26 protein-coding genes are annotated in these 26,048 nt (G+C 72.6%); 13 read left to right on the forward strand and 13 right to left on the reverse strand.

Annotated features, from left to right (window positions below):
* From H7344_RS11675 to H7344_RS11695, 5 genes are all read left to right on the forward strand, one after another.
* A partial coding sequence (locus H7344_RS11675; RefSeq protein ID WP_186346209.1) for an alanine racemase occupies positions 1–771 on the forward strand: 771 nt, incomplete at its 5' end.
* Positions 768–1,763 (forward strand): D-alanine--D-alanine ligase family protein, encoded by a 996-nt coding sequence (locus tag H7344_RS11680; RefSeq protein WP_186346210.1) that lies wholly within the window; start codon positions 768–770, stop codon positions 1,761–1,763. The genes H7344_RS11675 and H7344_RS11680, both read left to right, overlap by 4 nt.
* Complete coding sequence (locus H7344_RS11685) at positions 1,760–2,776, forward strand: acyltransferase family protein (RefSeq protein WP_186346211.1); 1,017 nt, start codon at positions 1,760–1,762, stop codon at positions 2,774–2,776. The genes H7344_RS11680 and H7344_RS11685 overlap by 4 nt, the downstream gene beginning before the upstream one ends.
* Positions 2,773–4,053 (forward strand): sensor histidine kinase, encoded by a 1,281-nt coding sequence (locus tag H7344_RS11690; protein ID WP_186346212.1) that lies wholly within the window; start codon positions 2,773–2,775, stop codon positions 4,051–4,053. The genes H7344_RS11685 and H7344_RS11690 overlap by 4 nt, the downstream gene beginning before the upstream one ends.
* Positions 4,050–4,748 (forward strand): response regulator, encoded by a 699-nt coding sequence (locus tag H7344_RS11695; RefSeq protein WP_229707090.1) that lies wholly within the window; start codon positions 4,050–4,052, stop codon positions 4,746–4,748. Before H7344_RS11690 ends, H7344_RS11695 begins: the two co-directional genes overlap by 4 nt.
* Positions 4,749–4,832: 84 nt before the next feature.
* On the opposite strand, the gene purE is transcribed toward H7344_RS11695, so the two are convergent.
* From purE to H7344_RS11725, 6 genes are all read right to left on the reverse strand, one after another.
* Entirely contained in the window at positions 4,833–5,360 is a 528-nt protein-coding gene (gene purE, locus H7344_RS11700; protein WP_186346430.1) for a 5-(carboxyamino)imidazole ribonucleotide mutase, read from the reverse strand.
* 5 nt (positions 5,361–5,365) lie between these two features.
* Complete coding sequence (locus tag H7344_RS11705) at positions 5,366–6,496, reverse strand: 5-(carboxyamino)imidazole ribonucleotide synthase (protein WP_229707129.1); 1,131 nt, start codon at positions 6,494–6,496, stop codon at positions 5,366–5,368.
* A gap of 107 nt (positions 6,497–6,603) precedes the next feature.
* Positions 6,604–6,912 carry a winged helix-turn-helix domain-containing protein gene (locus H7344_RS11710; RefSeq protein ID WP_166192383.1) on the reverse strand — a complete coding sequence of 103 codons (309 nt, stop codon included), beginning with the start codon at positions 6,910–6,912 and terminating at the stop codon, positions 6,604–6,606.
* A gap of 103 nt (positions 6,913–7,015) precedes the next feature.
* Positions 7,016–8,017, reverse strand: coding sequence for an adenylate/guanylate cyclase domain-containing protein (locus H7344_RS11715; RefSeq protein WP_229707091.1), 1,002 nt, complete (start codon positions 8,015–8,017; stop codon positions 7,016–7,018).
* Complete coding sequence (locus H7344_RS11720; protein ID WP_186346214.1) at positions 8,001–8,525, reverse strand: PH domain-containing protein; 525 nt, start codon at positions 8,523–8,525, stop codon at positions 8,001–8,003. The genes H7344_RS11715 and H7344_RS11720 overlap by 17 nt, the downstream gene beginning before the upstream one ends.
* Positions 8,526–8,544: 19 nt before the next feature.
* A complete protein-coding gene (locus H7344_RS11725; RefSeq protein WP_186346215.1) occupies positions 8,545–9,381 on the reverse strand; it encodes a biotin--[acetyl-CoA-carboxylase] ligase in 837 nt (278 codons plus the stop codon).
* A 90-nt stretch (positions 9,382–9,471) separates the two neighbouring features.
* Here H7344_RS11725 and H7344_RS11730 point away from each other — a divergent pair, with 90 nt between their 5' ends.
* From H7344_RS11730 to H7344_RS11750, 5 genes are all read left to right on the forward strand, one after another.
* A complete protein-coding gene (locus tag H7344_RS11730; RefSeq protein ID WP_186346216.1) occupies positions 9,472–11,118 on the forward strand; it encodes an acyl-CoA carboxylase subunit beta in 1,647 nt (548 codons plus the stop codon).
* Positions 11,118–11,366: an acyl-CoA carboxylase subunit epsilon gene (locus H7344_RS11735; RefSeq protein WP_186346217.1), complete on the forward strand. Its 249-nt coding sequence runs from the start codon at positions 11,118–11,120 to the stop codon at positions 11,364–11,366. The genes H7344_RS11730 and H7344_RS11735 overlap by 1 nt, the downstream gene beginning before the upstream one ends.
* 182 nt (positions 11,367–11,548) lie before the next feature.
* Positions 11,549–13,030, forward strand: a complete 1,482-nt coding sequence (locus tag H7344_RS11740) for a glycosyltransferase family 2 protein (RefSeq protein WP_186346218.1) — start codon at positions 11,549–11,551, stop codon at positions 13,028–13,030.
* 5 nt (positions 13,031–13,035) lie between these two features.
* On the forward strand, positions 13,036–13,815 hold the full coding sequence (locus H7344_RS11745; protein WP_186346219.1) for a hypothetical protein: 780 nt from the start codon (positions 13,036–13,038) through the stop codon (positions 13,813–13,815).
* Positions 13,816–14,334: 519 nt separating this feature from the next.
* A complete protein-coding gene (locus H7344_RS11750; RefSeq protein ID WP_186346220.1) occupies positions 14,335–15,594 on the forward strand; it encodes an HNH endonuclease signature motif containing protein in 1,260 nt (419 codons plus the stop codon).
* 100 nt (positions 15,595–15,694) lie between these two features.
* On the opposite strand, the gene H7344_RS11755 is transcribed toward H7344_RS11750, so the two are convergent.
* The gene (locus H7344_RS11755; RefSeq protein WP_186346221.1) at positions 15,695–16,891 is read right to left on the reverse strand and encodes a winged helix-turn-helix transcriptional regulator; all 1,197 of its coding nucleotides are present in this window, start codon (positions 16,889–16,891) and stop codon (positions 15,695–15,697) included.
* 88 nt (positions 16,892–16,979) lie between these two features.
* On the reverse strand, positions 16,980–17,990 hold the full coding sequence (locus H7344_RS11760; RefSeq protein ID WP_186346222.1) for a glycoside hydrolase family 6 protein: 1,011 nt from the start codon (positions 17,988–17,990) through the stop codon (positions 16,980–16,982).
* 41 nt (positions 17,991–18,031) lie between these two features.
* On the opposite strand from H7344_RS11760, the gene H7344_RS11765 reads away from it, so the two are divergent.
* Complete coding sequence (locus H7344_RS11765; protein WP_186346223.1) at positions 18,032–18,631, forward strand: Maf family protein; 600 nt, start codon at positions 18,032–18,034, stop codon at positions 18,629–18,631.
* On the opposite strand, the gene H7344_RS11770 is transcribed toward H7344_RS11765, so the two are convergent.
* The 5 genes from H7344_RS11770 to H7344_RS11785 form a co-directional block, all read right to left on the reverse strand.
* Positions 18,561–19,172 carry a GtrA family protein gene (locus H7344_RS11770; RefSeq protein ID WP_186346224.1) on the reverse strand — a complete coding sequence of 204 codons (612 nt, stop codon included), beginning with the start codon at positions 19,170–19,172 and terminating at the stop codon, positions 18,561–18,563. The genes H7344_RS11765 and H7344_RS11770 overlap by 71 nt on opposite strands.
* 79 nt (positions 19,173–19,251) lie before the next feature.
* Complete coding sequence (locus H7344_RS21395) at positions 19,252–19,353, reverse strand: MFS transporter small subunit (RefSeq protein ID WP_444544113.1); 102 nt, start codon at positions 19,351–19,353, stop codon at positions 19,252–19,254.
* The gene (locus H7344_RS11775; protein ID WP_186346225.1) at positions 19,350–20,756 is read right to left on the reverse strand and encodes an OFA family MFS transporter; all 1,407 of its coding nucleotides are present in this window, start codon (positions 20,754–20,756) and stop codon (positions 19,350–19,352) included. The genes H7344_RS21395 and H7344_RS11775 overlap by 4 nt, the downstream gene beginning before the upstream one ends.
* Positions 20,757–20,834: 78 nt before the next feature.
* On the reverse strand, positions 20,835–22,064 hold the full coding sequence (locus H7344_RS11780) for a glucose-1-phosphate adenylyltransferase family protein (RefSeq protein ID WP_186346226.1): 1,230 nt from the start codon (positions 22,062–22,064) through the stop codon (positions 20,835–20,837).
* A gap of 56 nt (positions 22,065–22,120) precedes the next feature.
* Positions 22,121–23,293 carry an acyl-CoA dehydrogenase family protein gene (locus H7344_RS11785; RefSeq protein WP_186346227.1) on the reverse strand — a complete coding sequence of 391 codons (1,173 nt, stop codon included), beginning with the start codon at positions 23,291–23,293 and terminating at the stop codon, positions 22,121–22,123.
* A gap of 185 nt (positions 23,294–23,478) precedes the next feature.
* Between H7344_RS11785 and H7344_RS11790 the strand changes: the two genes are divergently transcribed.
* Complete coding sequence (locus H7344_RS11790; RefSeq protein ID WP_186346228.1) at positions 23,479–25,272, forward strand: acetyl/propionyl/methylcrotonyl-CoA carboxylase subunit alpha; 1,794 nt, start codon at positions 23,479–23,481, stop codon at positions 25,270–25,272.
* A gap of 211 nt (positions 25,273–25,483) precedes the next feature.
* A complete protein-coding gene (locus tag H7344_RS11795; protein WP_186346229.1) occupies positions 25,484–26,041 on the forward strand; it encodes a hypothetical protein in 558 nt (185 codons plus the stop codon).
* The last annotated feature ends 7 nt before the right edge of the window (positions 26,042–26,048 follow it).

The following is a 26,048-nucleotide window of genomic DNA, read 5'->3' on the forward strand; positions in this document are numbered from 1 at the left end:
GTCCACCTCCACGTCGACGCCGGCATGGCCCGCGACGGCGCCGCGCCCGCCACCTGGGCCGCGCTCTGCACCGCCGCCCGGCGCGCGGAGCGGCACGGCCGGATCGAGGTCGTCGGCGTCATGGGCCACCTCGGCTGCGCCGACGACCCGGACGACCGCTGCAATGCTCTCGCCCGCACCCGGTTCGCCTGGGCTCTCGAGACGGCCCGCGCCGCCGGGCTGCGCCCGCAGCACCGCCACCTCGCCGCGACCGCCGCCACGCTCACCGACCCGCGCACCCACCACACGATGAGCCGCGTCGGCGCCGGCCTCGTCGGCATCGACCCGTCCGGCACGACCACCCTGCGCGGCGCGCTGACGCTCACCGCGCCGGTCGTCTCCGTGCGTCGGGTGCCGGCCGGCACACCGGTCGGCTACGGCCACGCGCACCGGACCGACCGCGCGACGCACCTGGCGCTCGTGCCGGTCGGGTACGCCGACGGCCTCCCCCGCGCCGCCTCCGGACGCGCCGAAGCGCTCGTCCGCGGCGAGCGCCGACCGCTCGTCGGCCGGGTCTCGATGGACCAGGTCGTCGTCGACCTCGGCGCCCGGCCGGTCGCCCCCGGCGAGACCGTCACCCTGCTCGGACCCGGCGACGTGGGCGAGCCCACTGCCGCCGACTGGGCCGCCTGGTCCGGCACCATCCCGCACGAGGTCGTCGCCGGCCTCGGCGCGGCCACCCGTCTCCGCCGCCGCACCACCGGCGCGGCCCACCTGAGGAGCCTCGCGTGACCACCAGCCCCGCCCCCGCCCCCGCCGCGCGCCCCGCCCGCGCCCGCGTCGCCGTCATCGGCGGCGGACGCAGCTGCGAGCACGACGTCTCGCTGGCCTCGGCCGCCTCGGTCGCCGACGCGCTCGACCCGGCGACGTACGACGTCGTGCGGCTGACCATCGCCCGCGACGGCTCCTGGTCCACCGACGACGGGGCCCGGCTCGACCTGGCCGGCGCGGTGACGGTGCTGGCCCGCTGCGACGTGGTGCTCCCGGTCGTGCACGGCCCGCACGGCGAGGACGGCGAGCTCGCGGCGCTCTGCGAGCAAGCCGGCGTCCCCTACGTCGGGTCCGCGGTCGGGCCCGGCGCGGTCGCCATGGACAAGTGGGTCACCAAGCTGGTCGCCGAGGCGGTCGGGATCGCCACCGCGCCCGGCCGGCTCGTCACCGCCGCCAGCGCGAGCGCCCTGACCTGGACCGGGCCGGTCGTCGTCAAGCCGGTCGCGGCCGGCTCCAGCCTCGGCGTCAGCCTGGTCGACTCGCCCGAGGGCCTGGCCACCGCGCTCGCGGACGCGCTCGCGCTCGACGATCGGGTGCTGGTCGAGGAGGTCGTCCGCGGCCGCGAGGTCGACGTCGCCGTCCTGCGCCGCGCAGACGGTTCGGTCGTCGCGTCGCCGGCGCTGGAGATCGTGGTCGACGGGTTCTTCGACCACGCCGCCAAGTACGGCGGCGGCGCGGACTTCCAGGTGCCCGCGGCGCTCGACGAGGTCGACGCCAAGGCGCTCGAGGCGGCCGCCTTGGCGGCGTACGACGCCCTCGGCTGCGACGGCGTCGCGCGCCTCGACTTCTTCCTCACCGACGCGGGGCTGGTGCTCAACGAGGTCAACACCGTGCCGGGGATGACCGAGCACTCGCAGGTGCCCCGGATGTTCGCGGCCGCCGGCCTGCCGTACGCCGCGCTGCTCGACGAGCTCATCCGGGCCGCGCTCCCCGCTCCGACCACGTCGGCGTGAGCAGCAGGCATCCCGGCCGCATCGAGGGGATCGACCTCCTCCGCGGGGTCGCCGTAGGGCTGGTGGTGCTGCGGCACGCGTTCCCGGACGTCTTCCCGGGCGCGGGCGTCGTCGGCGTGGTGGCGTTCTTCGCACTGTCGGGCCACCTGATCACGGGCCTGCTCGTCGACGAGGTGGGTCGCACGGGGCGGATCGACCTGCTCCGCTTCTACCGCCGCCGCGCACGCCGGCTCGTGCCGCCGCTGCTCGTGCTCGTCGCCGGCGTGGTCGCCGTGACACTCGTGCTCGACCCGATCGGCGACCGCGACCGGCTGGGCGACACCGTCCTCGTCGCGCTGACCTGGACCGCCGACCTGCCGGTCGGCGACCCGAGCGACGCGACGTTCCACCTCTGGACCCTCGCACTGGAGGAGCAGTTCTACCTGGTGTGGCCGGCGCTGCTGCTGCTCGCCGTGCCGCGACGGCGCACCGGCGTGCTGCTGGTCGGCGCCGCCGTCGCCTGCCTGCTCGCGTGCGTCGCGACCGTCGCGTGGCTGCGCGAGGACCCCGACCTCGCCTACGCGTTGCCGACCTCGTGGGCGGTCTGCTTCGTCGTCGGCGCGGCCTCGCGGATCCACGCCGACCGGCTCCGGCTGCCGTCGTGGGCAGCGCCGGTGGCCCTGGCGGGGCTCGGCGTCCTGGCCGTGGTTCCATTGCGCGGTCACGCGCTCACCTACCTGGCAGGAGGCCCGGCCATCGCGCTCCTCACGGCGGTCGTGCTGTCCTCGTGGCGCACCTGGTCGACCGTCGACGTCGCCGGCCTCCGGCCGCTCGTGTGGTTGGGCACGGTGTCCTACGCGGCCTACTTGTGGAACTACCCGCTCACCGTCTGGCTCCGCCCGCACACCGACCTCGCCGGCCCGGTCGCGGCGGTGCTGACCCTCGCGTGCGCGGCGCTGTCCTGGCGGTACGTCGAGGCGCCGCTCCAACGACGGCAGCAGGCCACCCGCGTCCCGGCGGCGGTATCGGCGTGAGCACCGCCGACCCCACCCTGCCGGCCTGGCAGCGCTGGGCGCCGGACGTCTCGGGCGGCGTCGCCACCTTCGCCCTCGGCGTGGTCGAGGTGCGCGGCAACGTCTACGCCGACGACCGGGCGGCGGCGTACGTCATCGTGCTCGCCGTCGCGCTCGGCGTCGGCCTGTCCCGGGCGCTGCCGGCCGCGGCGCTCGGGGCGGCGTGGTTCGCCGGCACCGTGCAGGTCACCAGCGGCGCCGGCGCGATGCTCGTCGAGGTGCTGCTCGCGGTGGTCGCGTTCGGCTGCGCCCGCTGGGGCAGTGCCGCGACCGTGTGGCTCAGCGGGCTCTCGATGCCGCTCGGGGTGCTCATCGCGGTGCTCTGGCTCGACAGCGACCTGGTGTACCGCGCGCTCGAGCTGGCCGGCGTCCGGCTGCTCGCGGAGACGGCGTACCGCGGCGGCGACTGGCGCCTGCCGGCCAGCCTGTTGATCTTCGCGCTGCTCGCGACGCCCTGGCTGCTCGGGCTCGCGCTGCGCTTCCTCGACCGCGCCCGCCGCTCGCGCGACTCCCAGGTCGTCGCCGAGGCCGAGCGGGACCAGGCCGAGGAGATCGCCCGCCTCCGCGAGGACCAGGCCCGCCTGGCTCGCGACGTGCACGACGTCGTCGGCCACTCGCTCGCGGTGATCCTCGCCCAGGCCGAGTCCGCGCAGTACCTCCCCGACACCGATCCCGACGCCCACAGCGAGGCCCTGCGCCGCACCATGGCCAACATCGCGACCTCCGCCCGCACCTCGCTGCAGGACGTCCGCCAGGTGCTCAGCTCCCCCGACGGCGCCCCACCGACGGACGGCAGGCACGGCGACCTCGACGCCCTCGTCGAGGGGGTCCGCGCCAGCGGCCACGAGGTCGTCTCCACCGAGGTCGGCACCCCGCGGCCCCTCCCGCCGGAGCTGGAGGTGGTCGCCTTCCGCGTGCTCCAGGAGATGCTCACCAACGCGATCCGCCACGGCCGGCGGGACGAGCCGGTGCTCGTCGAGCGGCACTGGGAGGGCGAGCTGCGGCTGGAGGTGCGCAACGTGATCGGCGAGCAGACCGCCCACGAGCAGGAGACCCGCCCGATCGCGACCGTCGACGCCGCGGAGCTGGCCGCGCAGGCCGGAGCCGGCCACGGGCTCGAGGGGATGCGCCGCCGGCTCGAGGCCGTCGGGGGCCGGCTCGACGTACGCCGTCGCGACGAGCCCGGCGGCGCCACCTTCACCGCGACCGCGTGGGTGCCCTTCCGGAGCGGCCGGTGAGCGGCCCGGTGAACGGCCCCACGAACGGCCCGGGCGAGGACATCCGGGTGCTCCTGGTCGACGACCAGGAGCTCTTCCGCGAGGGCGTGCGGGTCATCGTCGACGCCCAGGAGGGCATGCACGTCGTCGGGTCCGCGGGTGACGGGCTCGAGGCGGTCCGGCTCGTCGACGAGCTCGAGCCCGACGTCGTGCTCATGGACATCCGGATGCCCGAGATGGACGGCGTCGAGGCCACCCGGCAGGTCTTTTCTCCCGACCGGGCCGCCCGTCGGACGCGCCCGGTGCGGGTCGTCGTGCTCACGACGTTCAACCTCGACGACCGGGCGGCCACGGCGATCCGGTACGGCGCCAGCGGGTTCCTCCTCAAGGACACCACCCCGGTCATGCTCCGCGACGCGATCCGCACCGTGCACGCCGGCAACGCCGTCCTGGCCCCCGCCGACCTCTCGACCCTCCTCGACGGCCAGTTCCGCGCCCGGGCGGCCGTCCCGCCGGCGTACGCCTCGCTGACCGAGAAGGAGCGCGAGGTCTTCGCCGCCGTCGCTCGCGGCCTCTCCAACACCGAGATCGCCGGCCTGGTCTTCGCCAGTGAGTCGACGGTCAAGACCCACGTCGGCTCGATCCTCCGCAAGCTCGGCCTCCGCGACCGCGTCCAGATCGTCGTCTTCGCCCACGAGCACGGCCTCGTCGGCTGACCCACCCTGCGGACGTCATACGGACGGAGCGAGCGGGTGCTCGGGGCGGATGACGTCCGCCGGAGCGGAAGCCTGGGGCGGAGGCTAGAAGCCGAGGCGCTGCGGAGCGGACTCGCGGCGGACGACCTCGCCCTTGGCCTGGGCGGAGGCCTTGAGGTCGGCCTGGAAGTCGGCCATCCGCTGCTGCAGGGCGGGGTCGGTGGCGGCGAGGATCCGCACGGCGAGCAGGCCGGCGTTGCGGGCGCCGCCGACGGCGACGGTCGCGACGGGGACACCGGCGGGCATCTGCACGATGGAGAGCAGCGAGTCGAGGCCGTCGAGGTACCGCAGCGGCACCGGGACGCCGATGACCGGCAGCGGAGTGACGGCGGCGAGCATGCCCGGCAGGTGGGCCGCTCCTCCGGCGCCGGCGATGATCACCGACAGCCCGCGGCCGGCGGCCTCCTTGCCGTACGCCAGCATCTCCTCCGGCATCCGGTGCGCCGAGACGACGTCGGCCTCGTGCGCGACGCCGAACTCCTCGAGCGCCTCCGCGGCCGCCTGCATGGTCGGCCAGTCGGAGTCCGACCCCATCACGATCCCGACGCGGGGTGCCTGCTCGCTGCCAGCCATCTCGTTCACTCGCTCTCGTTGCCGAGGTCGCCGCGGAACCAGGCGGCGGCGTGCCGCGCCCGCTCCAGGCAGTCCTCGAGGTCGTCGCCGTAGGCGTTGACGTGGCCGACCTTCCGGCCGGGTCGCGGCTCCTTGCCGTACAGGTGCACCCGCAGGTGCGGGTCGCGCGCCATCGCGTGCGGGTAGCCGTCCCAGAGCCGGCCGACCTCGGGGTCGGGGCCGCCGAGGATGTTGACCATCACCGTCCAGCGGGCCCGCGGCGCGGGCGAGCCGAGCGGGAGGTCCATGACCGCGCGCAGGTGGTTCTCGAACTGGCTGGTGACGGCACCGTCCTGGGTCCAGTGGCCGGTGTTGTGCGGGCGCATCGCCAGCTCGTTGACCAGGATCCGCCCGTCGGTGGTCTCGAAGAGCTCGACGGCCAGCACGCCGGTCACGCCGAGCTCGCCGGCGATCCGCAGCGCGACCTGCTGGGCGGACGCGGCCAGGTCGGGGTCGAGATCGGGCGCGGGGGCGATCACCTCGTGGCAGATGCCGTCGCGCTGGGTGCTGGCCACGACCGGGTACGCCGCCGCCTGCCCGCTCGGCGAACGGGCGACCAGCGCGGACAGCTCGCGGCGGAAGTCGACCCGCTCCTCGGCGAGGATCCGCACGCCGGTCTCGCGGGCGACCGCGAACGCCTCGGCGCAGACCTCGGCCCAGTCTCCAGCACCGTCCTCGGCGCGGTCGACGAACCACACGCCCTTGCCGTCGTACCCGCCCCTCGTGGTCTTGAGGACGCACGGGAACCCGAACGCCTCGACCTCCGCGGCGCTGGTGACGATCGCGTTGCGGGGGCAGGGGACGCCGAGCGCGGCGAGCCGCTCGCGCATGACGCCCTTGTCCTGGGCGTGGACGAGCGCGTCGGGACCGGGCCGCACCGCGACGCCGTCGGCCTCGAGCGCGTGCAGGTGCTCGGTCGGCACATGCTCGTGGTCGAAAGTGACGACGCTGCAGCCGGCCGTGACCGCGCGCAGCGTGTCGAGGTCGCGGTGGTCACCGACGAGCTGGTCGGGGATCACCTGGGCGGCGGAGACGCCGGGCGCCTCGGCGAGCAGCCGCAGCGGCAGGCCGAGCGCGATCGCGGGCTGCGCCATCATCCGGGCGAGCTGGCCACCGCCGACGACGGCCAACGTGGGAGCGAGCTCGGGCACGACGGAACCCTAGAGCAGACCCGCGCACCGCGCGGCCGGGGCCCGACGACCGGTCAGGCCGGCGGCTGGAGCTCGAAGCGCAGGCCCTTGCCGCGGATCGTGGAGATCAGGTGCGGGTGACGGCTGTCGTCGCCCAGCTTGCGCCGCACCCAGCCGAGGTGCACGTCGATGGTCTTCGAGGACGTCCAGAACGTCGTGTGCCACACGTCGCGCATCAGCTCGTCGCGCGTCACGATCTCCCCCGCCCGGGAGATCAGCGCCTGGACGAGGTCGAACTCCTTGCGGGACAGGACGATCTCCTCCTGACCGCGCCACGCGCGGCGGCTGTCGGGATCGACTCGGACGTCCTGCACCTCGAACACACCACCACCGTAGGCCGCGTCCCCAGGCCACCGGGCAGAAACGCCCGAACGGGCCAATGGCAACTTCGTGCCATTCGCCTCACCCCCAAGGGTGAGACGAATCTTAGTGTCTCCGGACGGCCAACGGCTCGACGATCCCGAAGCCGCGCACCGGCCGCGCGGGGAGCCGGCGAGTCTCGAACTGGTCGGAGGGCAGCAGCCCCGCAGTCGTGGCGTCGATGATGATCCGGTTGCGCCGAGCCACGGCGGTGAGCCGCGCGGCCATGTTGACCGGCGGGCCGAAGACGTCGCCGAGACGCATGACCACCGAGCCGGTCGCCAGCCCGAGGCGGACGTCGGGCATCCGCTGGTCGCGGCCGATGACGTTGATGATCCCCTCGGCGGTGTCGTAGGCGCGGACGGGATCGTCGTTGACGAAGAGCACCGAGTCGCCGATCGACTTGATCACCCGACCCCGCTGGATGGCCACGACGTCGGCGCACCGCGACTCGAAGAGCTCGACGAGGTCGCCGATCCGCTCTTCGGTCAGCTGGTTCGACAGGGCCGTGAACGACACGATGTCGGCGAAGCCCACCGAGAGCGTCGTGGTGTGCAGGTCCTCCTCGTCGGCACCGAGCGCCTCGATGCGCGCCACCGCGGCAGCCAGGTGTCGCCGCCAGGCGTAGATCAGCAGCTCCTCGAACGGCTGGCCGAAGTGCTCGAGGAACCGCCGTGCCGAGCCGGCCCGGGTCCCCGTCGCCGCGTCGCCCTGCTCGAGCTCGTCGATGCGGTTGACCATCGCCGCGACCTCCCAGTCGGCGAGCCGCGCCATGTTCTGGCCCACCGCCCGGGTGATGTTCACGGCCAGGTCGAGGTCGAACAGGCCGGCCTGCACGCCGCCGACCAGGGTCCCCAGCGCGCGCAGGTCCGCGGGGGTGTACGCCGCCTCGTCGCCGCTCTCGGGGAAGCCGAGCGCGCGCCAGAGCCGGCGGGTCTCGTCCAGCCCGATGCCGGCCGCTTCCGCGACCTCGACGGCGCTGTAGACCGGGTCCTCGCCCAGGATGGTCCGGTGCAGCTCCTCGGGCTGCTCCGCCTCCTCGGGCTGCTGCTCAGGCACCTTCGTCACGGCGCCGGTCGGAGCGCGGGTCGGTGCGCGGGTCGTGGATCTCGTGCAGCAGGTCGTTGAGCCGGCGCTGGGCCTCCTCGACCCGCGGGATGTCGGGCAGGCGCACCTGCCCGTGGGTGCTGGCGTCGCTGATGACCAGCGTGCCGCAGCCGAGCATCCGGTCGGTGAGGTGCAGCTCGATCGCCACGTCGCTGATCCGCGAGAGCGGGATGTCGTGGCCGCGGCGCGTGAGGACGCCGGTGCGGGTGACCAGCCGGCGGTCGGTGAAGGTGTACGTCGCGGTCGACCAGACGAGGAACGGCCACACGACGTACCGCAGGAGCACGACCACGGCGACCGCCCACACGAACCACGTGACGTAGCGCTGGTCGGCGAGCACCTGCACGAACACAGCGGCCGCGATCGTCACGACCAGCACCAGCAGCGGCACCAGCAGCGCCTTGACGTGCGTGCGCGTGCTGACGACGACGGTCTCTCCGTCGTTCAGCAGCTTCTGCGAGATGGCCACGGGCGGATCATGTCATCGATCACACGGCGGCGTCCCCGTCGGCCGCGCGCACGTGGACGACGTCGCCGGCGCCGACGGCGACCTGGCGGTCCGGGCCGGCGACGACGAGGTGGCCGGACGGGTCGATCGCGGTCGCCATGCCGGTGAGCACCGAGCCGTCGGGGAGCTCGACGCGCACCTGGCGGCCGACGGTGACGCACGCGTCGGCGTACGACTCGGCCAGGCGCATGCCGGCGAGGTCGCCGCCGGCCTGCCACGCGTCGTACGCCTCGCGCAGGCTGGCGAGCACGTCGACCAGCAGGGCGGTGCGGTCGGGCACCGGTCCCCCGTCGGCCTCGATCGCCAGCGACGTGGCCGTCGGCACGGGCAGCTCGTCGGCGCCGAGCCCGACGTTGATCCCGATCCCGACGACCGCGCAGGGGCCCTGGCCGGTCTCGATCCGCTCGACGAGGATGCCGGCGACCTTGCGGTCCCCGATGAGCACGTCGTTGGGCCACTTCACGCCGGCGTCGAAGCCGGCGGCCTTGAGCGCCTTGTCGACGGCGTACCCCGCCAGCAGCGGCAGCCACGGCCAGCTCCGCGTCGGCGCGGTCGGGCGCAGCAGGACGGAGAAGGTCAGCGCTGACCGGGCCGGCGTCTCCCAGGACCGGTCGAGCCGGCCGCGGCCCGCGGTCTGGTGCTCGGTGACGACGACGAGACCCTCTGGCGCGCCGGCGCGGGCGCGCTCCACGACCAGCGCGTTCGTCGACGGAGCCTGGTCCACCACCTCGATGCTGACCCCCGGGACGAGGTCGGGGCTGACCCCGGTGAGGACGGTCTCGTCAAGGGGTGGGCGCTCGGCCGAGGTCGCGGTCACGGGCACTACATTGACCCACGCCCAACCCAGACGCCAGCACCAGGCCAGCACCCGGACCTGCACCGACGCCGACGAGGAGACGTCCCGAACGTGAGCGCTGAGAGCACCGAACGTCCCGGTCAGGGGACCGACGTCCCCGCGGACATCGACCTGCACACGACGGCCGGCAAGCTGGCCGACCTCGACCGCCGCCTTGACGAGGCCGTGCACGCCGGGTCGGCCAAGGCGGTCGAGAAGCAGCACGCCAAGGGCCGCCAGACCGCCCGCGAGCGGATCGAGATGCTCTTCGACGAGGGCTCCTTCGTGGAGCTCGACGAGCTGGCGCGGCACCGCAGCACGGCGTTCGGGCTGGAGAAGAACCGGCCGTACGGCGACGGCGTCATCACCGGATACGGCACGATCGACGGCCGCCAGGTCTGCGTCTTCTCCCAGGACTTCACCGTCTTCGGCGGCTCGCTGGGCGAGGTCTACGGCGAGAAGATCACCAAGGTCATGGACCTCGCGATCAAGACCGGCTGCCCGATCATCGGCATCAACGAGGGCGCCGGCGCCCGCATCCAGGAGGGTGTGGTCTCGCTCGGCCTCTACGGCGAGATCTTCCGCCGCAACGTGCACGCCTCGGGCGTCATCCCGCAGATCTCGATGATCATGGGCAACTGCGCCGGCGGCCACGTGTACTCCCCCGCGGTCACCGACTTCACGATCATGGTCGACCAGACCTCGGCGATGTTCATCACCGGTCCCGACGTCATCAAGACCGTCACCGGCGAGGACGTCTCCATGGAGGACCTCGGCGGCGCGCGGACGCACAACACCAAGTCCGGCAACGCCCACTACATGGCCTCCGACGAGGAGGACGCGATCGAGTACGTCAAGGCGCTGCTCTCGTTCCTCCCGCAGAACAACCTCGACGAGCCGCCCGCCTACGACGAGGTCGCCGACCTCGAGCTCAACGACTCCGACCGTGCGCTCGACACGATCATCCCGGACTCGCCGAACCAGCCCTACGACATGCACGACGTCATCAGGGCCGTCGTCGACACTGATGACGATGGCGTGGGGGACTTCGTCGAGGTCATGGAGCTGTTCGCGCCGAACCTCATCATCGGTTACGGCCGGGTCGAGGGCCGCCCCGTCGGCGTCGTCGCCAACCAGCCGATGCAGTTCGCCGGCACCCTCGACATCGACGCCTCCGAGAAGGCCGCCCGCTTCGTGCGGACCTGCGACGCCTTCAACATCCCGGTGCTCACCTTCGTCGACGTCCCCGGCTTCCTGCCCGGCACCGACCAGGAGTGGAACGGCATCATCCGCCGCGGCGCGAAGCTCATCTACGCCTACGCCGAGGCCACCGTCCCGCTGGTCACCGTCATCACCCGCAAGGCCTACGGCGGCGCCTACGACGTCATGGGTTCCAAGCACCTCGGCGCCGACATCAACGTCGCGTGGCCCACCGCCCAGATCGCGGTCATGGGCGCCCAGGGCGCGGCGAACATCGTGCACCGCAAGACGCTGGCGCAGGTCGAGGCCGAGGGCGGCGACGTCGAGGCCAAGCGGGCCGAGCTCATCGACGAGTACGAGACCACGCTGGCCAACCCCTACATCGCCGCCGAGCGCGGGTACGTCGACGCGGTCATCCAGCCGCACGAGACCCGTTCCGAGGTCGTCCGGGCGCTGCGGCTGCTCCGCTCCAAGCGCGCCACGCTGCCCCCCAAGAAGCACGGGAACATCCCGCTCTGATGGGCACCGACGAGCAGACCCCCGACGCCACCGCGGAGCAGGAGCCCACCCGGCCCCTGCTGCGGGTGGTCTCGCCCGACGCCACGCCCGAGGAGGTCGCGGCGCTGGTGGCCGTGCTGTCGTCGATGGGCGGCGGCGAGCCGCCCGCGAAGCGGCCGCGGCCGGAGTGGAGCGCCCCGCACCGGCTGGTGCGGCGCACGCTCCCGCACGGCCCGGGCGGCTGGCGGGCCAGCGCGCTGCCCCGCTGAGCGCGAACCTTCGCGGATCCCATCGCGCCGCGACGTACCTCCGCCAGATTCCTTGAGCGGAAGTTGAGGTTCACGGTGCCCACCCCTTGAGGTGGGCCTTCCAGACTCGGTCCCGAACGACGACCGGGTCGGTGGCCAGCACGGGCACCGCCAGCGATGGGACAGCGGTGGACGCGAACGACATGGGACAGCACGAGGGGATCGGGCTCGCGCCCGGGACGGTGCCCGGTCTCGAGGACCCCCGCTACGTGCGCATGCCCGACCCCTCGCTCGAGGCGTACGCCGAGGAGTTCCTTGGCGCGGTCGACGAGCTGCCGACGCTGCGCCCGACCGTGGGCTGCGTGATCCCGGCGTACAACGAGGCCGAGACCATCGCCGGCGTCCTCGACTCGCTGCTCCAGCAGACCCGCCTGCCCGACGCCATCCACCTCGTCGTCAACAACACCAGCGACGACTCCGTCGAGATCGCCAGCCACTACGCGGGACCGCACACGCGGATGACCCCGACCGGCGAGCAGTCGACGGTCATCTACGTCCACGACATCGGCAAGAACCCCGACAAGAAGGTCGGCGCGCTCAACTACGGCTACTCCCTCGTCGAGCACATGGACTACCTGCTCGGCGTCGACGGCGACACCACGCCGGAGCCGGACGCGATCCAGCACCTCGTCGACGAGATCTCCAGCGACGACCGCATCGGCGGCATCTCGGCGATCTACTCCATCGACGACTCCGCCCTCGACGGGCTGATGCCCAAGTTCCTCATCGCCGGCCAGCGCGCGCAGTTCTCGGCGTTCAACATGCAGAACCTGCTCAAGGGCCGCAACATGGCGGTCCTCGGCGGGCAGTTCTCGATCTTCTCCACCCAGGCGCTGCGGGACGTCATGCGCGACAGCCACCAGCGCACCCCGTGGGTCAGCGACTCCGAGGTCGAGGACTCGCTCCTGTCGCTGCAGATCAAGTCCGCCGGCTACCTCACCAAGATCTCCGCCCGCGCCCGGGCGCACGTCGGCGGCATGACCACGCTCCGCTCGCTGGACGCCCAGCAGGTCAAGTGGAACTTCGGCGCCATCGACCTGATGTGGCCCGGCCAGCGCGGCGACACCAAGGGCCAGCCGTTCCACCCCAACCTGCGCCTGCGGTGGTTCGAGCACCTCTCGATGGTCGTGAACATGGCCTCGCGCATCATGTTCCTGGTGCTGCTCATCGGCGCGCTGACGATCGACGCGTTCGTGTTCCAGGCCTGGTGGCTGATCCCGCCGCTGGCGGCCGTGTGGCTGAACTTCCGCGTCGCGCACTCGATGGAGTTCGCGAACCGGCGCGACTACCTGTTCGTGCTCCTGGTCTTCCCGGCCGAGCTCTACATGTTCATCCGGATGGGTCACTTCGTCCGGGCGTGGCTGAAGTTCTTCAGCCGCCAGCAGACCGACAACTGGGCCGCGCAGGCCAAGGCCGAGCGCGGCAAGGGCGTCGCGTGGACCTACCCGTTCGTCGCGCTCGGCGTCTTCTTCGTCGCGGCCGGGATCGCCTGGCAGCAGGTGCCGATCCAGACGACCTCCGACCTGCTCGAGCTCGGCTGGCCGATCCTCGGCGTCATCACCGTCCTGCAGACCGTCTGGATGCTCATCAAGGCCTCCAAGCGCTACCGCGGCTTCAAGGCCTGATCCCCATGAGCACCTCCGTCCCCACCAGTCCTCGGGAGACCTCCACCATGTCCGTGCGTCCCGCCCGGCCCGCGCGCCGCCTCCGCACCCTCGCCGCGTCGCTGGCGCTCGTCCTCGCCGGCTCGCTGTCGGGCTGCTCGCTGGTCGACAAGATCGGCGGCGCCGACCCAGTGGAGGCGGAGAACCCGACCGCCGCGGCCACCGAGGCGGCGTACGACTCGCAGTTCACGCGGGACGGCACCTTCCAGTCCCACATCGACATCGACGGTATGGACTTCGTCTACACGCTGTGGCCGACCAAGTCGACGCCGCGGACCAACGAGTGGTACCCGAAGGGCAACAAGTTCTTCTCCTTCACCTTCCAGGTCTACGACCTCGACCGGAAGCTGCGCGACCCGTTCCGCACCAAGCGCAAGGCCTACCTCGGCAACATCAAGGTCACCTCGCGGACCATCACCGCCGACGGCGGCCGCACCCAGCGGCCCTACCGGCTGGACGCCGAGGCCGCCGCGATCACCTTCGACCCCGAGGCCGTCACCCACCCCGTCCACGGCATGCTCATCACCTCGCCGAAGGGCTCCTTCGAGCTCCGCAACCAGAAGATCGGCCCGATGTCCAACGACACCCGCGGCCTCGAGCTGACCTTCGTCGCCGACGTCCACTACGAGACGGCCCCGGGGTCGGGTCAGTTCGTCGCCAAAAAGGTCAAGCAGACCGTCCCCATCGCCATCTTCGAGTCCGACACCCCCACCCAGGTCGCCAAGATCCCCGTCAACGCCAACTGACCCCTCCACCCCGCCCCCTCGTCGGTAGGTCGAGGAAGGCGCGCAGCGCCTGTCTCGAGGCCCCGGGCAGCTGACCTCCGGCCTGCGGGCCGTGGGTGGTCGCGGTGAGGGCAGTTGAGAGGGCGAGGTACGCCGTGGCTCGCGGCTGCCTCCCGGCTCACGACCGGCTCGCCCCGGCTGGTTGAGGAGGGCCGCTAGGCCCGTCTCGAAACCCGCCGCCCCGCTGGTCGAGCAGCGAGGCCCCCTGGCGAGCGCCGACGAGACCTCCGGCAGCCGAGCTACGGCCTGCGGGCCGTGGGTGGTTGCGGTGGAGGCAGCCATGAGGAGAGGTACGCCGTGGCTTGCGGCTGCTTCCCGGCTCACGGCCGGCGCGCCAGCAGGGTCATCTCGGCGGGTTGAGGAGGGCCGCCAGGCCCGTCTCGAAATCCGCCGAGAAACTCTTCAGATCGGTGTCCGCATACTGGTCTGACCTGGGGAAACAGCGCCGTCACTGTCGGTGGTCACTGCTTGAGTAGACCCATGGCCAAGGACTCCCGAGACAGCGCACACCCGGTGTGCCGCGCGGTCGCGAAGTCCCGCAAGAAGACCCGCTCGGCATGCAGCTCCCAGCTGTGGCAGATGTCCGACGACGAGGTCTCGACCGCCCTGCTCGAGGCCACCCGGCTCCGCGCGCAGGTCGAGGCCCTCGAGCTCAAGCTGGCCGCCGAGGCCGACCGCCGCGCGGTCGGCGACAAGGTCGGCGCCACCGACACCGCCTCGTGGTGGGGCCACGAGACGAGCCAGGACCGGCCGGCTGCCAAGCGCCGGATGCGGCTCGCCGAGTCCCTCGACCGCCACACCCCCACCGCAGCCGCACTCGCAGAAGGTGCGATCAGCACCGACCACGCGAAGGTCATCACCGAGTGCATCGACCGGCTGCCCGACGACCTCGAAGACCCATCGATCCCCGAGCGGGCCGAGAAGCACCTCCTGACCGAGGCGCTGGACCTGGACCCGAAGTCGCTGGCGATCCTCGCCAAGCACGTCCTGACCGTCGTGGCGCCCGAGATCGGCGAGGAGCGCGACGCCCTGGCGCTGGAGCACGAGGAGCGAGAGGCCCGGGCGAACGCGTGGCTGACGATGGCGCCCGACGGGAAGGGCAGCTATCGCGGGAAGTTCTCCATCCCGACCGTGCAGGGCGCGATGCTGCGCAAGGTGCTGCTGGCGTTCGCAGCTCCGAAGCACCAAGCCGCGACCAAGGCCGAGGACCAGGAGCAGGTCGAGCGGCGGCCCTCACCCGAGCGGATGGGTGACGCGTTCTGCGAGCTCATCGAACGCCTCCCCGCCCACAGGCTGCCGAAGCTGGGCGGCCTCAACGCATCCATCGTGGTGCTGCTCGACTTCACCGGGCTGAAGAGCGACATCGGCCGCGCGGTCCTCGAGACCGGCGAACCCCTCTCCGCCTCCCTCGCCCGACGCATGGCGTGCGAAGCCGGACTCATCCCCGCCGTCCTCGGCAGCCGGTCCGAGCTCCTCGACCTCGGCCGCACCGCACGACTGTTCAACGGAGCCCAGCACCTCGGCCTCGTCCTCACCCAACGGGTCTGCACCGCCCTCGGCTGCGACTGGCCCGCCCACCTCTGCCACGCCCACCACGACGACACCTGGCTCAACGGCGGCAACACAAACTTCGACAAGGCCCGGCTGCTCTGCCCACGCCACCACGCCCGCATCCACGACCCACGGTTCGAGACCACCATCCACCCCGACAACCAGGTCACCTTCCACATGCGGACATAGCCCTCCCGCTGGTCGAGCAGGGAGGCGCCCCAGCGCCGCCCGATGACGAGACCCGCACCAGCGGATGGCCGCCGGCAACCGCTGCTTGACCAGCGCGGGGTCAGGCGGTCTCGGCGAGGCGGTAGCCGACGCCGCGGACGGTCTCGATGAATCGGGAGGTGGCGCCGTCGTCGCCGAGCTTGCGGCGGAGGTTGGCGATGTGGACCTCGACGGAGCGCTTGTCGGCCTCGTTGACGAAGTACGAGGTGACGTACTGCTGACCGCGCATCGTCAGGACCAGATCGGCCTTGCTGCGGACCCGGCGGCCGGTGCTGAGGAGCGAGGCGAGCAGGTCGAACTCGGTGCGGTTCAGGTCCACCGCTCCCCCGCCGACCGTGACGACCCGGCTCTCGTGGTTGAGGGCGAGCCCGTTGAAGCGCACCCAGGAGCCGTCCGCCGACGGACCCGGCGCCGCCGGAGCCGCCGGAGCCGGAGAAGCGTGCGCGCCGCCCTGCGGCGGGGCGGGCTGGTGGACCGGCGGGGCCTGCGGGTACGCCGGAGGGGCCGGCGGCGGCTCGTAGGCGGCCTGTGCCTGGTGCTGCGGCTCGTAGGCCTGCGGCGGCACCGACCGGTAGGGCTTCGTCGGCTGCACCGGCTGCTGGACCGGCTGCTGGTAGGTCGGCTGCGCCGGCGGTTGGACCGGCTGCTGCACCTGCGGCTGGTACGTCGGCTGCGGCGGCGGAGCAACCGGCTCGGGCTGCACCGGAGGGGCCGGCTGCGCGGGCTCGTCGTCGCGGACGACGCGCAGCGGGGAGTTCTGGGTGAGGTCGCGGGCGGCTGCGGCGGCCCACGACTCCTCCTTCGGGGGCGGCGGCGGGGCGACCGGAGCGGCGGCGGTCGCCGACGCGTCGTCGTCGGCCCAGCCGACCGGCTGGTCCGCGCGCGAGCGCGGACGGCGCAGCATCGAGTCGGCCCGGGCGCGCAGCTCCCGGGGCCGGAACGGCTTGACCAGGTAGTCGTCGGCGCCGGCCTCGAAGCCTTGCACGACGTCGATCTCGTCGGCCAGCGCGGTGATCATGATGAGGTAGGTGTTGCTGAACTCGCGCAGCCTCCGGGCGACGGCGAACCCGTCCATCCCCGGCATGTTCACGTCGAGGGTGGTGATGAGGGGGTTGTGCTGGCGCACGGCCTCCACGCCGGTGGGCCCGTCAGGCGCGACGAACGTCGAGAACCCGGACTGAGTGAGCACGATGTCGATGAGGTCGCGAACGTCCGGGTCGTCCTCGATGATGACCGCTGTCCACGGATCCCCCTGCATGGGTCGAACCCTAACAACGGCCGGGCCACGCCCGTGCCCATCCGGACCAGCGATGGGCGAACTTGTCCGAACGGATGATCGGGTCGGCTCAGGACCGCCCGAGCAGCTCGAGCGCGCGCTGCCCCCAGAAATCCCCGGCCGGCGGGCCGCCGTTGCACTCGCCGTCGCTCTCGGCGGGCGGCTTGATCCACAGGTAGGCGTCCAAGCCGGTGCCGTCGTCGACGTACCCCGGCCGCTGCCCCAGCGCCTGCCCCGGCGGGTTGCACCACTCCTCGGGCGATCCCATGCCGTTGCGGCCGCTGTCGACCACGTACGACGCGCCGCCGACGAGCCCGCTGAGCCGCTCGGCCCACCGCACCTCGTCCCGGTCGGTCTGGTAGTTCGACACGTTGGTCGCGAAGCCGCGCACCTGGTCCACGCCCACCTCGCGCAGCAGGCCGGCCACCTTCTTCGCGGGGACCCAGCCCGAGTGGCCGCCGTCGACGTACGTCGTCACGCCGGCGTCGGCGAGGACGTCGACCGCCTGCGACAGCAGGTCGACCCGCTCCGCCCGACGGTCGCACTCCACCGCCGAGGCGAGCGCGTCCGGCTCGAGCACGACGACGGCGGCGTACGGCGCCGCGGCCGCGGCGATCTCCTCCACCCACGGCACGTAGGCGTCGGCGCGGAGCCCGCCGCTGGAGTAGCCGCCGGTGCAGTCACGGTCGGGGATGCCGTAGACGACGAAGAGCGGCACCTCGCCGGCCTCATCCGCCGCGCCGCCGACCGCAGCGACGTACCCACCGACGTCGCCGGCCGGGCGCTCCTCCGGGGTCAGCCAGATGCCCTGGGGGACCTCGGCCAGCTCCGCGAAGGCGGCGGCCTCCACGCTGCGCCCGTCGGCCTCGGCCTGCCGGGCGGCCTGCGCGGTGCGCGATCCGGGGTCGGCGTGCTGGGGCTGCTCCGCGAAGCGGTTGCGCTCCTGCGCCCCCAGCTCCCACGGGCCGAGGTGCTGGGCGCGCGCGACGAGCACGCCGGCGACCACGAGCACCACGACGACCGCCAGCGCGCCCACGGCGAAGGACAGGACGCGGGAGCCGCGGGACACGTCATCGGGCACGCGGTCATTGTGCCGACCGACGCGTGCGCGATGCTGGGCCGGTGCCGACATTCGTGCTCGCCTCCGCCTCCCCCGCCCGCCTCGCCACCCTCCGCAACGCCGGGCTCGACCCGCAGGTGGTCGTCTCCGGCGTCGACGAGTCGCAGGTCGTCGGCGTGCCCCCGGCCGAGCTCGCCCTGCGGCTGGCCGAGCTCAAGTGCGCGGCTGTGGTCGACCGGCCCGAGGTGCCGGCCGACGCCCTGGTGCTGGGCTGCGACTCGGTGCTCGAGCTCGACGGCGAGGCCCTGGGCAAGCCGGCCGACGCCGACGAGGCCGTCGCCCGCTGGCGCTCGATGCGCGGACGCACCGGCGTCCTGCGCACCGGCCACGCGCTGCACGACACCGCGAGCGGCCGCACGGTCGCCGCGACGGCGTCGACCACCGTCCACTTCGCCGACGTCGGCGACGAGGAGGTGGCGGCGTACGTCGCGACCGGGGAGCCGTTGCACGTCGCCGGCGCGTTCACCGTCGACGGCCTGGGCGGCGCGTTCGTGACCGGGATCGAAGGCGACCACCACAACGTGGTGGGCGTCAGCCTTCCGCTGCTCCGGACCCTGGTGACCGACCTGGGCCACTCGTGGACGGGTCTCTGGTCTCGCTGACCGGCCCACCCGGCAGCGACGTGCCGTCCGGGTCCATCGTCTCGCCGAGATGGTCCGGCTCGGGCGGCAGCACCGGCTCGGCCGGGTCGTACATCTCGGTAAGGTGGATCGGCCGGCGGAAGATGAACCGCCGGAACAGGTAGAACCGCGACGCCAGGCCCATGACCAGGCCGATGACGTTGGCGGAGACGTTGTCGGAGATCGGGTCGTCGAGGCCGAGGACGTTCCGGCTGATCGTCAGGCAGGCGATCGGGATCAGCATCGTCACCGCGTTGATCGCCACGAACGCCGTCAGCCCGCCGTCGGCCTGCCGCGGCGGCCGGTCGCGGAAGGCCCAGGTGCGGCTGCCGCGGTAGCTGACGAACATGCCGACGGTGTTGGCGATGACGTACGCCAGGACCGGCTGGTCCGGCAGCACCGCGTGGTCGCCGGTGTTGAAGCCGTGCACCAGCACGTTGAAGATGATGAGCGCGACGACCGTCGCGAGACCGCCGACGGCGATGAAGCGACCGGCCTCACCGAGGAAGCGCCGGTTCGACATGGGTCTTAGGCTAACGAACGCAGCGCCCGGACCCCGCCTCGGCGGGGCCGCGGGCACCGCGACGGGTCGACGGAAGCGGTCAGCCGGTGAACAGGTTCGCGGCCCGGCGCAGCGTCTCCACGACGCCGTACGCCAGCGGGACGCCGACCAGCGCCCAGGCCACAGCGATCCGTGCGCTCATGCGCGGCTCTCCTCTCGCTCGGGGTTGCCGGGCGTCGCGGACGGCTCGTGGAACCGCTCCGCGACCGGGCGGACCAGCAGGTTGGCGACCAGGCCGACGGCGAGCAGCGCGACCATCGTGAACAGCGCCGGCCGGTAGTCCGCGGCGACCAGGTTGCCGGGCTCGCCCTGCGCGTCGAGGAAGCCGTTGACGATGAGCGGACCGGCGACGCCGGCCGCCGACCACGCGGTGAGCAGCCGGCCGTGGATGGCGCCGACCTGGTAGGTGCCGAACAGGTCACGCAGGTACGCCGGGATGGTGGCGAAGCCGCCGCCGTAGAAGGAGATGATCACCGCGGCGAGCAGCACGAACAGCACCGTCGAGCTCGGGCCGACGGTCGCGAGCAGGACGTAGCAGACCAGCCCGACCCCGAGGTAGACCAGGTAGATCGGCTTGCGGCCGATCACGTCGGAGGTCGAGGACCAGACGAACCGGCCGGCCATGTTGGCGATGGACAGCAGGCCGACGAAGCCGCCCGCGGCCGCGGCGGCGACCGAGGAGTCGCCGTTCTCGCGGAAGAAGTCCTGGATCATCGGCTGGGCCTGCTCGAGGATGCCGATGCCCGCGGTCACGTTGCAGAACAGCACCGTCCACAGCAGCCAGAACTGCGGGGTGCGGACGGCGTTGTTGGCCGACACGCTCGCGGTGGTGACCAGGGCCTTCGAGCGCACCGTCGAGGGGTCCCAGCCCTCGGGCTTCCAGCCGTCGGGTGGCACGCGTACGGTGAAGGCGCCGAACATCATGAAGACGAGGTAGACCGCCGCGAAGGTCAGGAACAGCATCATCACCGCGTCGCCGCTCGGCACCGAGCCGGAATCCCCGGAATCGTAGGACGAGTCGTAGAGCGACATCAGCCGGCCCGAGAGCGGGGACGCCACGAGCGCGCCGCCGCCGAAGCCCATGATCGCCATGCCGGTCGCGAGCCCCGGCCGGTCGGGGAACCACTTGATCAGGGTGGAGACCGGCGAGATGTAGCCGATGCCCAGCCCGATGCCGCCGATGCCGCCGTAGCCGAGGTAGACCAACCACAGCTGGTTCGTGGCGATGCCGAGCGCAGCGACCAGGAAGCCGGCGACCCAGAAGCAGGCGGAGACGAACATCGCCGCGCGCGGGCCGTTGCGGTCCACCCAGGTCCCGAACAGGGCCGCCGAGAGGCCGAGCATCACGATCGCCACCGAGAAGATGACGCCGATCGCGGTCAGTGTGCTGTCGAAGTGCTCGACCAGCGCGCTCTTGTAGACGCTGGTTGCGTAGACCTGGCCGATGCACAGGTGCACGGCCAGGGCGGCGGGCGGGACCAGCCAACGGCTGTAGCCCGGCCCGGCAACGGTGCGCTCACGCGCGAGGAACGACGGTACGGCCATGCACTCCACCTCCCAGTGGTCCGCGGTGCAGGTACCCACCTGGTGAGCGCTGTCACAGACGACTTCAGGCCGATTCGGTCAGGCGGTCGTCCCGGGCTCGAGCCTGCTGCCGGCCGCGAGCACCACGCCCTCGCCGACCACGCTGTGCCGGCCGACGATCGTCACGGCGTCCGGGTCGTCGTACGCCGGGGCGTCGGGCTCGCCGACCCGCGCGCCGGCGCCGACCTCGCAGCGGGTGTCGACGATCGAGCGGTGCACGGCCGCCCCCCGGCGTACGACCGTGTTGGAGAAGACGACGCTGTCGACGACCCGGGCCCCCTCCTCGACCACCACGCCGGGGCCGAGCACGCTGCGGACGACCTCGCCGGCGACGCGGCACCCCGGGCTGAGCATGGAGTCCGCGACGGTCGCACCGTCGAGCACGCGAGCCGGCTGCCGCTGCGGCTGGCGGGTGAGGATCGTCCAGCCCGGTACGCCGAGCACGTCGCGGTCGTCGGTGAGCAGCTCGCGGTGGGCGGTCAGGTAGAGGTGCGGCTGGCCGAGGTCGCGCCAGTAGCCCGGCATCCGGTGCGCGACGACCTTGCCGCGCTCCACCAGCCGCGGCAGCAGGTGGTCGCCGAAGTCGCCCAGGCCCGTGTCACCGGGCTCGCTGTCGGCCGACAGCTCGCGATGCAGCTCGCCGAGCACCTCGACGAGCACCTCGGGGTCGTAGACGAAGACCTCGGTGGCGACCGTGCCGGTCGTCGGCTCCTCGGGCTTGTAGTCGAGGCGGGTCACCCGCCCCTCGTCGTCGTGCTCGACGGTGGCGTGGTTCGAGGCGTCCTCGATCGGCACCTCGGTGGTGACGACCGTGCACTCCGCGCCCTGCTCGTGGTGGGTGACGATCGCGTCGCGGTAGTCGAAGCGGTAGATGTGGTCGGCGCTCATCACGAGCACCACCTCGGGCGCGAACTCCTGGACCTGGTCGCGGATCCGGAACAGCAGGTCGGCGTTGCCCTTCGCGAACCCGTCCTCGTCGAGCGTGCCGGTCCCCTCCTGGGGCATGAGCAGCCGCAGCCCGCCGACGTTGCGGTCGAGGTCCCACGGGCGCCCGTTGGCGACCTGCTCCTCGAGGGTCGAACCCTGGAACTGCACCGAGAGCCACACGTCCGTGCAGCCGGAGTGGGTGAGGTTCGACAGCGGGAAGTCGAGCAGCTGGTAGACCCCCGCGAACGGCAGGGCCGGCTTGGCGCGCTCCCGCGTCAGCACGTCCATGCGCCCGCCGGCGCCTCCGGCCTGGACGATCGCGAGCACGCGGTGAGCCACCATCTCGTCATCGTGACAGGGGGGTCCACGGCGCCCCGCCGGGCTTCACCTGCCCGGGGTCACTCGACCGGCAGGCCGAGCCCCCGGGCGATGAGCATGCGCTGGACCTCCGAGGTGCCCTCGCCGATCTCGAGCACCTTGGCGTCGCGGTAGAAGCGCGCGACGGGGTACTCCTCCATGAAGCCGTAGCCGCCGAAGACCTGGGTGGCGATCCGGGTCGCGGTCACGGCGGACTCGGTGGAGTAGAGCTTGGCGACGGCCGCCGCCTGCTTGAACTGCTGGTACGGCGCGCCCGCGTCCTTCATGGCAGCCGCGCGGTAGGTGAGCATCCGGCTGGCGTGCAGCATCACCTCGAGGTCGGCGACCTGGAACGCGACGCCCTGCTTGCGGCCGATCGGGCCGCCGAACGTCTGCCGCTCCCCCGCGTAGGCGAGCGCCATGTCGAGGCAGGCCTGGATGCAGCCGACCGACAGCGCGGAGATCGCGACCCGGCCGTCGTCGAGCGTGGCGAGGAACTGGGCGTAGCCGCGGCCGCGCTCGCCGAGCAGGTGGTCGGCGGGCACCCGGGCGTCCTCGAAGGACAGCGGGTGGGTGTCGGAGGCGTGCCAGCCGAGCTTGTCGTACGCCTTCTCGGCGGTGAAGCCGGGCGTGCCGGCCGGGACCATGACCGCGGAGATCTCCGGGCGGCCGTCCTCCCGCGTGCCGGTGCGGGCGGTGACGGTGACCAGCGAGGTGATCGAGGAGCCGGAGTTGGTGATGAACTGCTTCGAGCCGTTGACGACCCACTCGTCCCCGACGAGCTCGGCCTTCGTGCGGGTGGCGCCCGCGTCCGAGCCGGCGCCGGGCTCGGTCAGCCCGAAGCCGGCGAGCTGTTCGCCTGCGACCAGCGCGGGCAGCCACCGCTGCTTCTGGGCGTCGGTGCCGTAGGTGAGGATCGGGTTGATGCCGAGGCCGACGCCGGCCTGCAGGGTGATGCCCATCGACTGGTCGACGCGCCCGATCTCCTCGATCGCCACGCAGAGGCTCGTGAAGTCGCCGTCGTCCCCGGCGCCGCCGTACTCCTCCGGCGCGGTGAGCCCGAACAGCCCGAGCTGCCCCATCCGCTGCACCACGTCGACCGGGAAGTGGTGGTCGCGGTCCCACTGCGCCGCGTGCGGCGCGATCTCGGCCTCCGCGAACTCGCGGACGCTGCGGCGGAACTCCTCGTGCTCGCGGGACAGCTCGAACGTCATGCGCGGCATGCTAGTCGTCTGGTTAACGGTTGTTAACCAGCTCGCGCTGACGGGAGTGCGAACCCCGGGCGGGACCGCGTGGCTGAGACCACAGCGGCGGGATCGTCCGGGGGCGATAGCCTGCCCGCCGGGTCGCCCGACCCGTGTTCGAACACGAGCTTCCGAGAGAGCCAGGAGTGCCCACGGTGCCGGAGAGCAAGCCCCTCACGAAGGTCCTCATCGCCAATCGCGGCGAGATCGCGGTGCGGGTCATCCGCGCCTGCAAGGACGCGGGCATCGGCAGCGTCGCCGTGTACGCCGAGCCCGACCGCGACGCCATGCACGTCCGGCTGGCCGACGAGGCGCACTCCCTCGGCGGCGCGACCCCGGCCGACTCCTACCTCGACATCGCCAAGCTCATCGCCGTCGCGGAGAAGTCCGGCGCGGACTCCGTGCACCCCGGCTACGGCTTCCTCGCCGAGAACGCCGACTTCGCCCAGGCCGTCATCGACGCCGGGCTGACCTGGATCGGCCCCCCGCCGGCCGCGATCGAGGCGCTGGGCGACAAGGCCAAGGCCAAGCACATCGCCGACAAGGCGAACGCCCCGCTGGCGCCGGGCACCAAGGACCCGGTCGCCGACGCCGACGAGGTCGTGGCGTTCGCGAAGGAGAACGGCCTGCCGGTCGCCATCAAGGCGGTCTTCGGCGGCGGCGGTCGCGGCCTCAAGGTCGCCCGCACGCTCGAGGAGATCCCTGACGCCTACGAGTCCGCGGTGCGCGAGGCGGTCACGGCGTTCGGCCGCGGCGAGTGCCTCGTCGAGAAGTTCCTCGACAAGCCGCGCCACGTCGAGACCCAGTGCCTGGCCGACCAGCACGGAAACGTCGTCGTGGTCTCCACCCGCGACTGCTCGCTCCAGCGCCGCAACCAGAAGCTCGTCGAGGAGGCGCCGGCGCCGTTCCTGTCCGAGGAGCAGCTGACCGAGCTCTACGAGTCCTCCAAGCGCATCCTGCGCGAGGCCGGCTACCACGGCGCGGGCACCTGCGAGTTCCTCGTCGCCCAGGACGGCACGATCTCCTTCCTCGAGGTCAACACCCGCCTGCAGGTCGAGCACTGCGTCTCCGAGGAGGTCACCGGCATCGACCTCGTCCGCGAGATGTTCCGCATCGCCGCCGGCGAGGAGCTCGGGTACGACGACCCGGAGATCCGCGGCCACTCCATCGAGTTCCGCATCAACGCCGAGGACGGCGGCCGCAACTTCATGCCCGCCCCCGGCACCCTGTCCGCGTGGAGCCCGCCGAGCGGCCCCGGCGTGCGCCTCGACGGCGGCTACGAGAACGGCGAGACCATCCCCGGCTCGTTCGACTCGCTCATCGCCAAGCTGATCGTCACCGGTCGCGACCGCACCCAGGCGCTGGAGCGCTCGCGCCGCGCGCTGGACGAGTTCGTCGTCGACGGCATGCCGACGGTCATCCCGTTCCACCGAGCGGTCGTCTCCGACCCGGCGTACGTCGGCGCCTCGAACCCCTCGGGCGAGGGCTCCTTCGACGTCTACACGCAGTGGATCGAGACCGAGTTCGACAACCAGATCGAGCCGTACGCCGGTGACGTCGCGGAGGCCGACGAGCCCGAGGAGCGGCAGAGCGTCGTCGTCGAGGTCGGCGGCAAGCGGCTCGAGGTCGTGCTGCCCGCCGGGCTCGGCGGCATCTCCGCCGGCGGTGCTGCCGGTGGCGGCGCGAAGAAGCCCAAGCGCAAGAAGGGCGGCGGCTCCGGTGCCGCGGCCAGCGGCGACGCGGTCACCAGCCCGATGCAGGGCACGGTCGTCAAGGTCGTCGTCGAGGAGGGCCAGGAGGTCGCCGAGGGCGACACCGTGGTCGTCATCGAGGCGATGAAGATGGAGCAGCCGCTCAAGGCCCACAAGGCCGGCACCGTCACCGGCCTCCAGGCCGAGGTCGGCGCCACCGTCACCAACGGCGCCGTCATCTGCGAGCTCAAGGACTGACGCTCTTCTCGTCGCCCCGGTCGGCCGGAAATCGTGCTGCCGGCCGGGGTGCGAGCATCCCAGGTTCACTTGGGACCCTGGTGCTTCTCGGCCATCGCGATGGCCGAGAAGCGTGAACATCCCCGGTCTACTTGGGATGCCACCACCGGCCCGGACAGGAAATCTTCCGGATCCGGCGAACCGAACGCGGCCGGCGAGCGTCGGAGCCAGCATGAACATCACGAACACAGCAGGACGAACGACCGCGGCGGCCCTCCTCGGTGGGGTGCTCGCCCTGACGACCGCACTGACCACCGCGGTGCCGGCGGGCGCCGCCGTCGGGGTGGTGAAGGACCCGGCCGGTGACGGCCGCACGTCGTTCAAGAGCGGTGACGTCACCAAGGTGCGCGTCAAGCACGGCCCGAAGGCGCTGCGGATCGCGGTGTCGCACGCGGCGGACAGCGGCCTGGCCGACGTCTACCGGTTCAACATCGACACCCGGCCGAAGGTCAAGGGCCCGGAGTGGGTGATCGGCACCGGCATCGAGGTCGAGGAGTGGCGGGTCTTCCGCGCCGACGGCTGGACCGGCGTTGACGGTGAGCCGGTCTGCACCGACGGCAACGACATCGACTGGGACGCCGAGCGGATGCGGCTCGTCGTGCCGCGTGGCTGCCTCGGCTCGCCGAAGCGGGTGCGGGTCAACCTCGTGACGTCCAACGACTACCCCGGCACGCCGGTCGACCACGCGCCGGGCAAGCGGAAGTACGGCGGCTGGGTCGCCGCCGGCTGACGCGCGG

The sequence above is a fragment of the Nocardioides deserti genome, assembly GCF_014266025.1.
Classification (GTDB): Bacteria; Actinomycetota; Actinomycetes; order Propionibacteriales; family Nocardioidaceae; genus Nocardioides; species Nocardioides deserti.

Bases quoted from the DNA above. Each gene is read 5' to 3' on its own strand.
- H7344_RS11705 (WP_229707129.1), bottom strand. From the start codon at position 6,496: ATGATGGCGCAGCCCGCGATCGCGCTCGGCCTGCCGCTGCGGCTGCTC.
- H7344_RS11780 (WP_186346226.1), bottom strand. From the start codon at position 22,064: ATGGTGGCTCACCGCGTGCTCGCGATCGTCCAGGCCGGAGGCGCCGGC.
- H7344_RS11750 (WP_186346220.1), top strand. From the start codon at position 14,335: ATGGCCAAGGACTCCCGAGACAGCGCACACCCGGTGTGCCGCGCGGTC.
- H7344_RS11775 (WP_186346225.1), bottom strand. From the start codon at position 20,756: ATGGCCGTACCGTCGTTCCTCGCGCGTGAGCGCACCGTTGCCGGGCCG.
- H7344_RS11740 (WP_186346218.1), top strand. From the start codon at position 11,549: ATGGGACAGCACGAGGGGATCGGGCTCGCGCCCGGGACGGTGCCCGGT.
- H7344_RS11735 (WP_186346217.1), top strand. From the start codon at position 11,118: ATGGGCACCGACGAGCAGACCCCCGACGCCACCGCGGAGCAGGAGCCC.
- H7344_RS11745 (WP_186346219.1), top strand. From the start codon at position 13,036: ATGAGCACCTCCGTCCCCACCAGTCCTCGGGAGACCTCCACCATGTCC.
- H7344_RS11755 (WP_186346221.1), bottom strand. From the start codon at position 16,891: ATGCAGGGGGATCCGTGGACAGCGGTCATCATCGAGGACGACCCGGAC.
- purE (WP_186346430.1), bottom strand. From the start codon at position 5,360: ATGGCTGGCAGCGAGCAGGCACCCCGCGTCGGGATCGTGATGGGGTCG.
- H7344_RS11795 (WP_186346229.1), top strand. From the start codon at position 25,484: ATGAACATCACGAACACAGCAGGACGAACGACCGCGGCGGCCCTCCTC.
- H7344_RS11770 (WP_186346224.1), bottom strand. From the start codon at position 19,172: ATGTCGAACCGGCGCTTCCTCGGTGAGGCCGGTCGCTTCATCGCCGTC.
- H7344_RS21395 (WP_444544113.1), bottom strand. From the start codon at position 19,353: ATGAGCGCACGGATCGCTGTGGCCTGGGCGCTGGTCGGCGTCCCGCTG.
- H7344_RS11785 (WP_186346227.1), bottom strand. From the start codon at position 23,293: ATGACGTTCGAGCTGTCCCGCGAGCACGAGGAGTTCCGCCGCAGCGTC.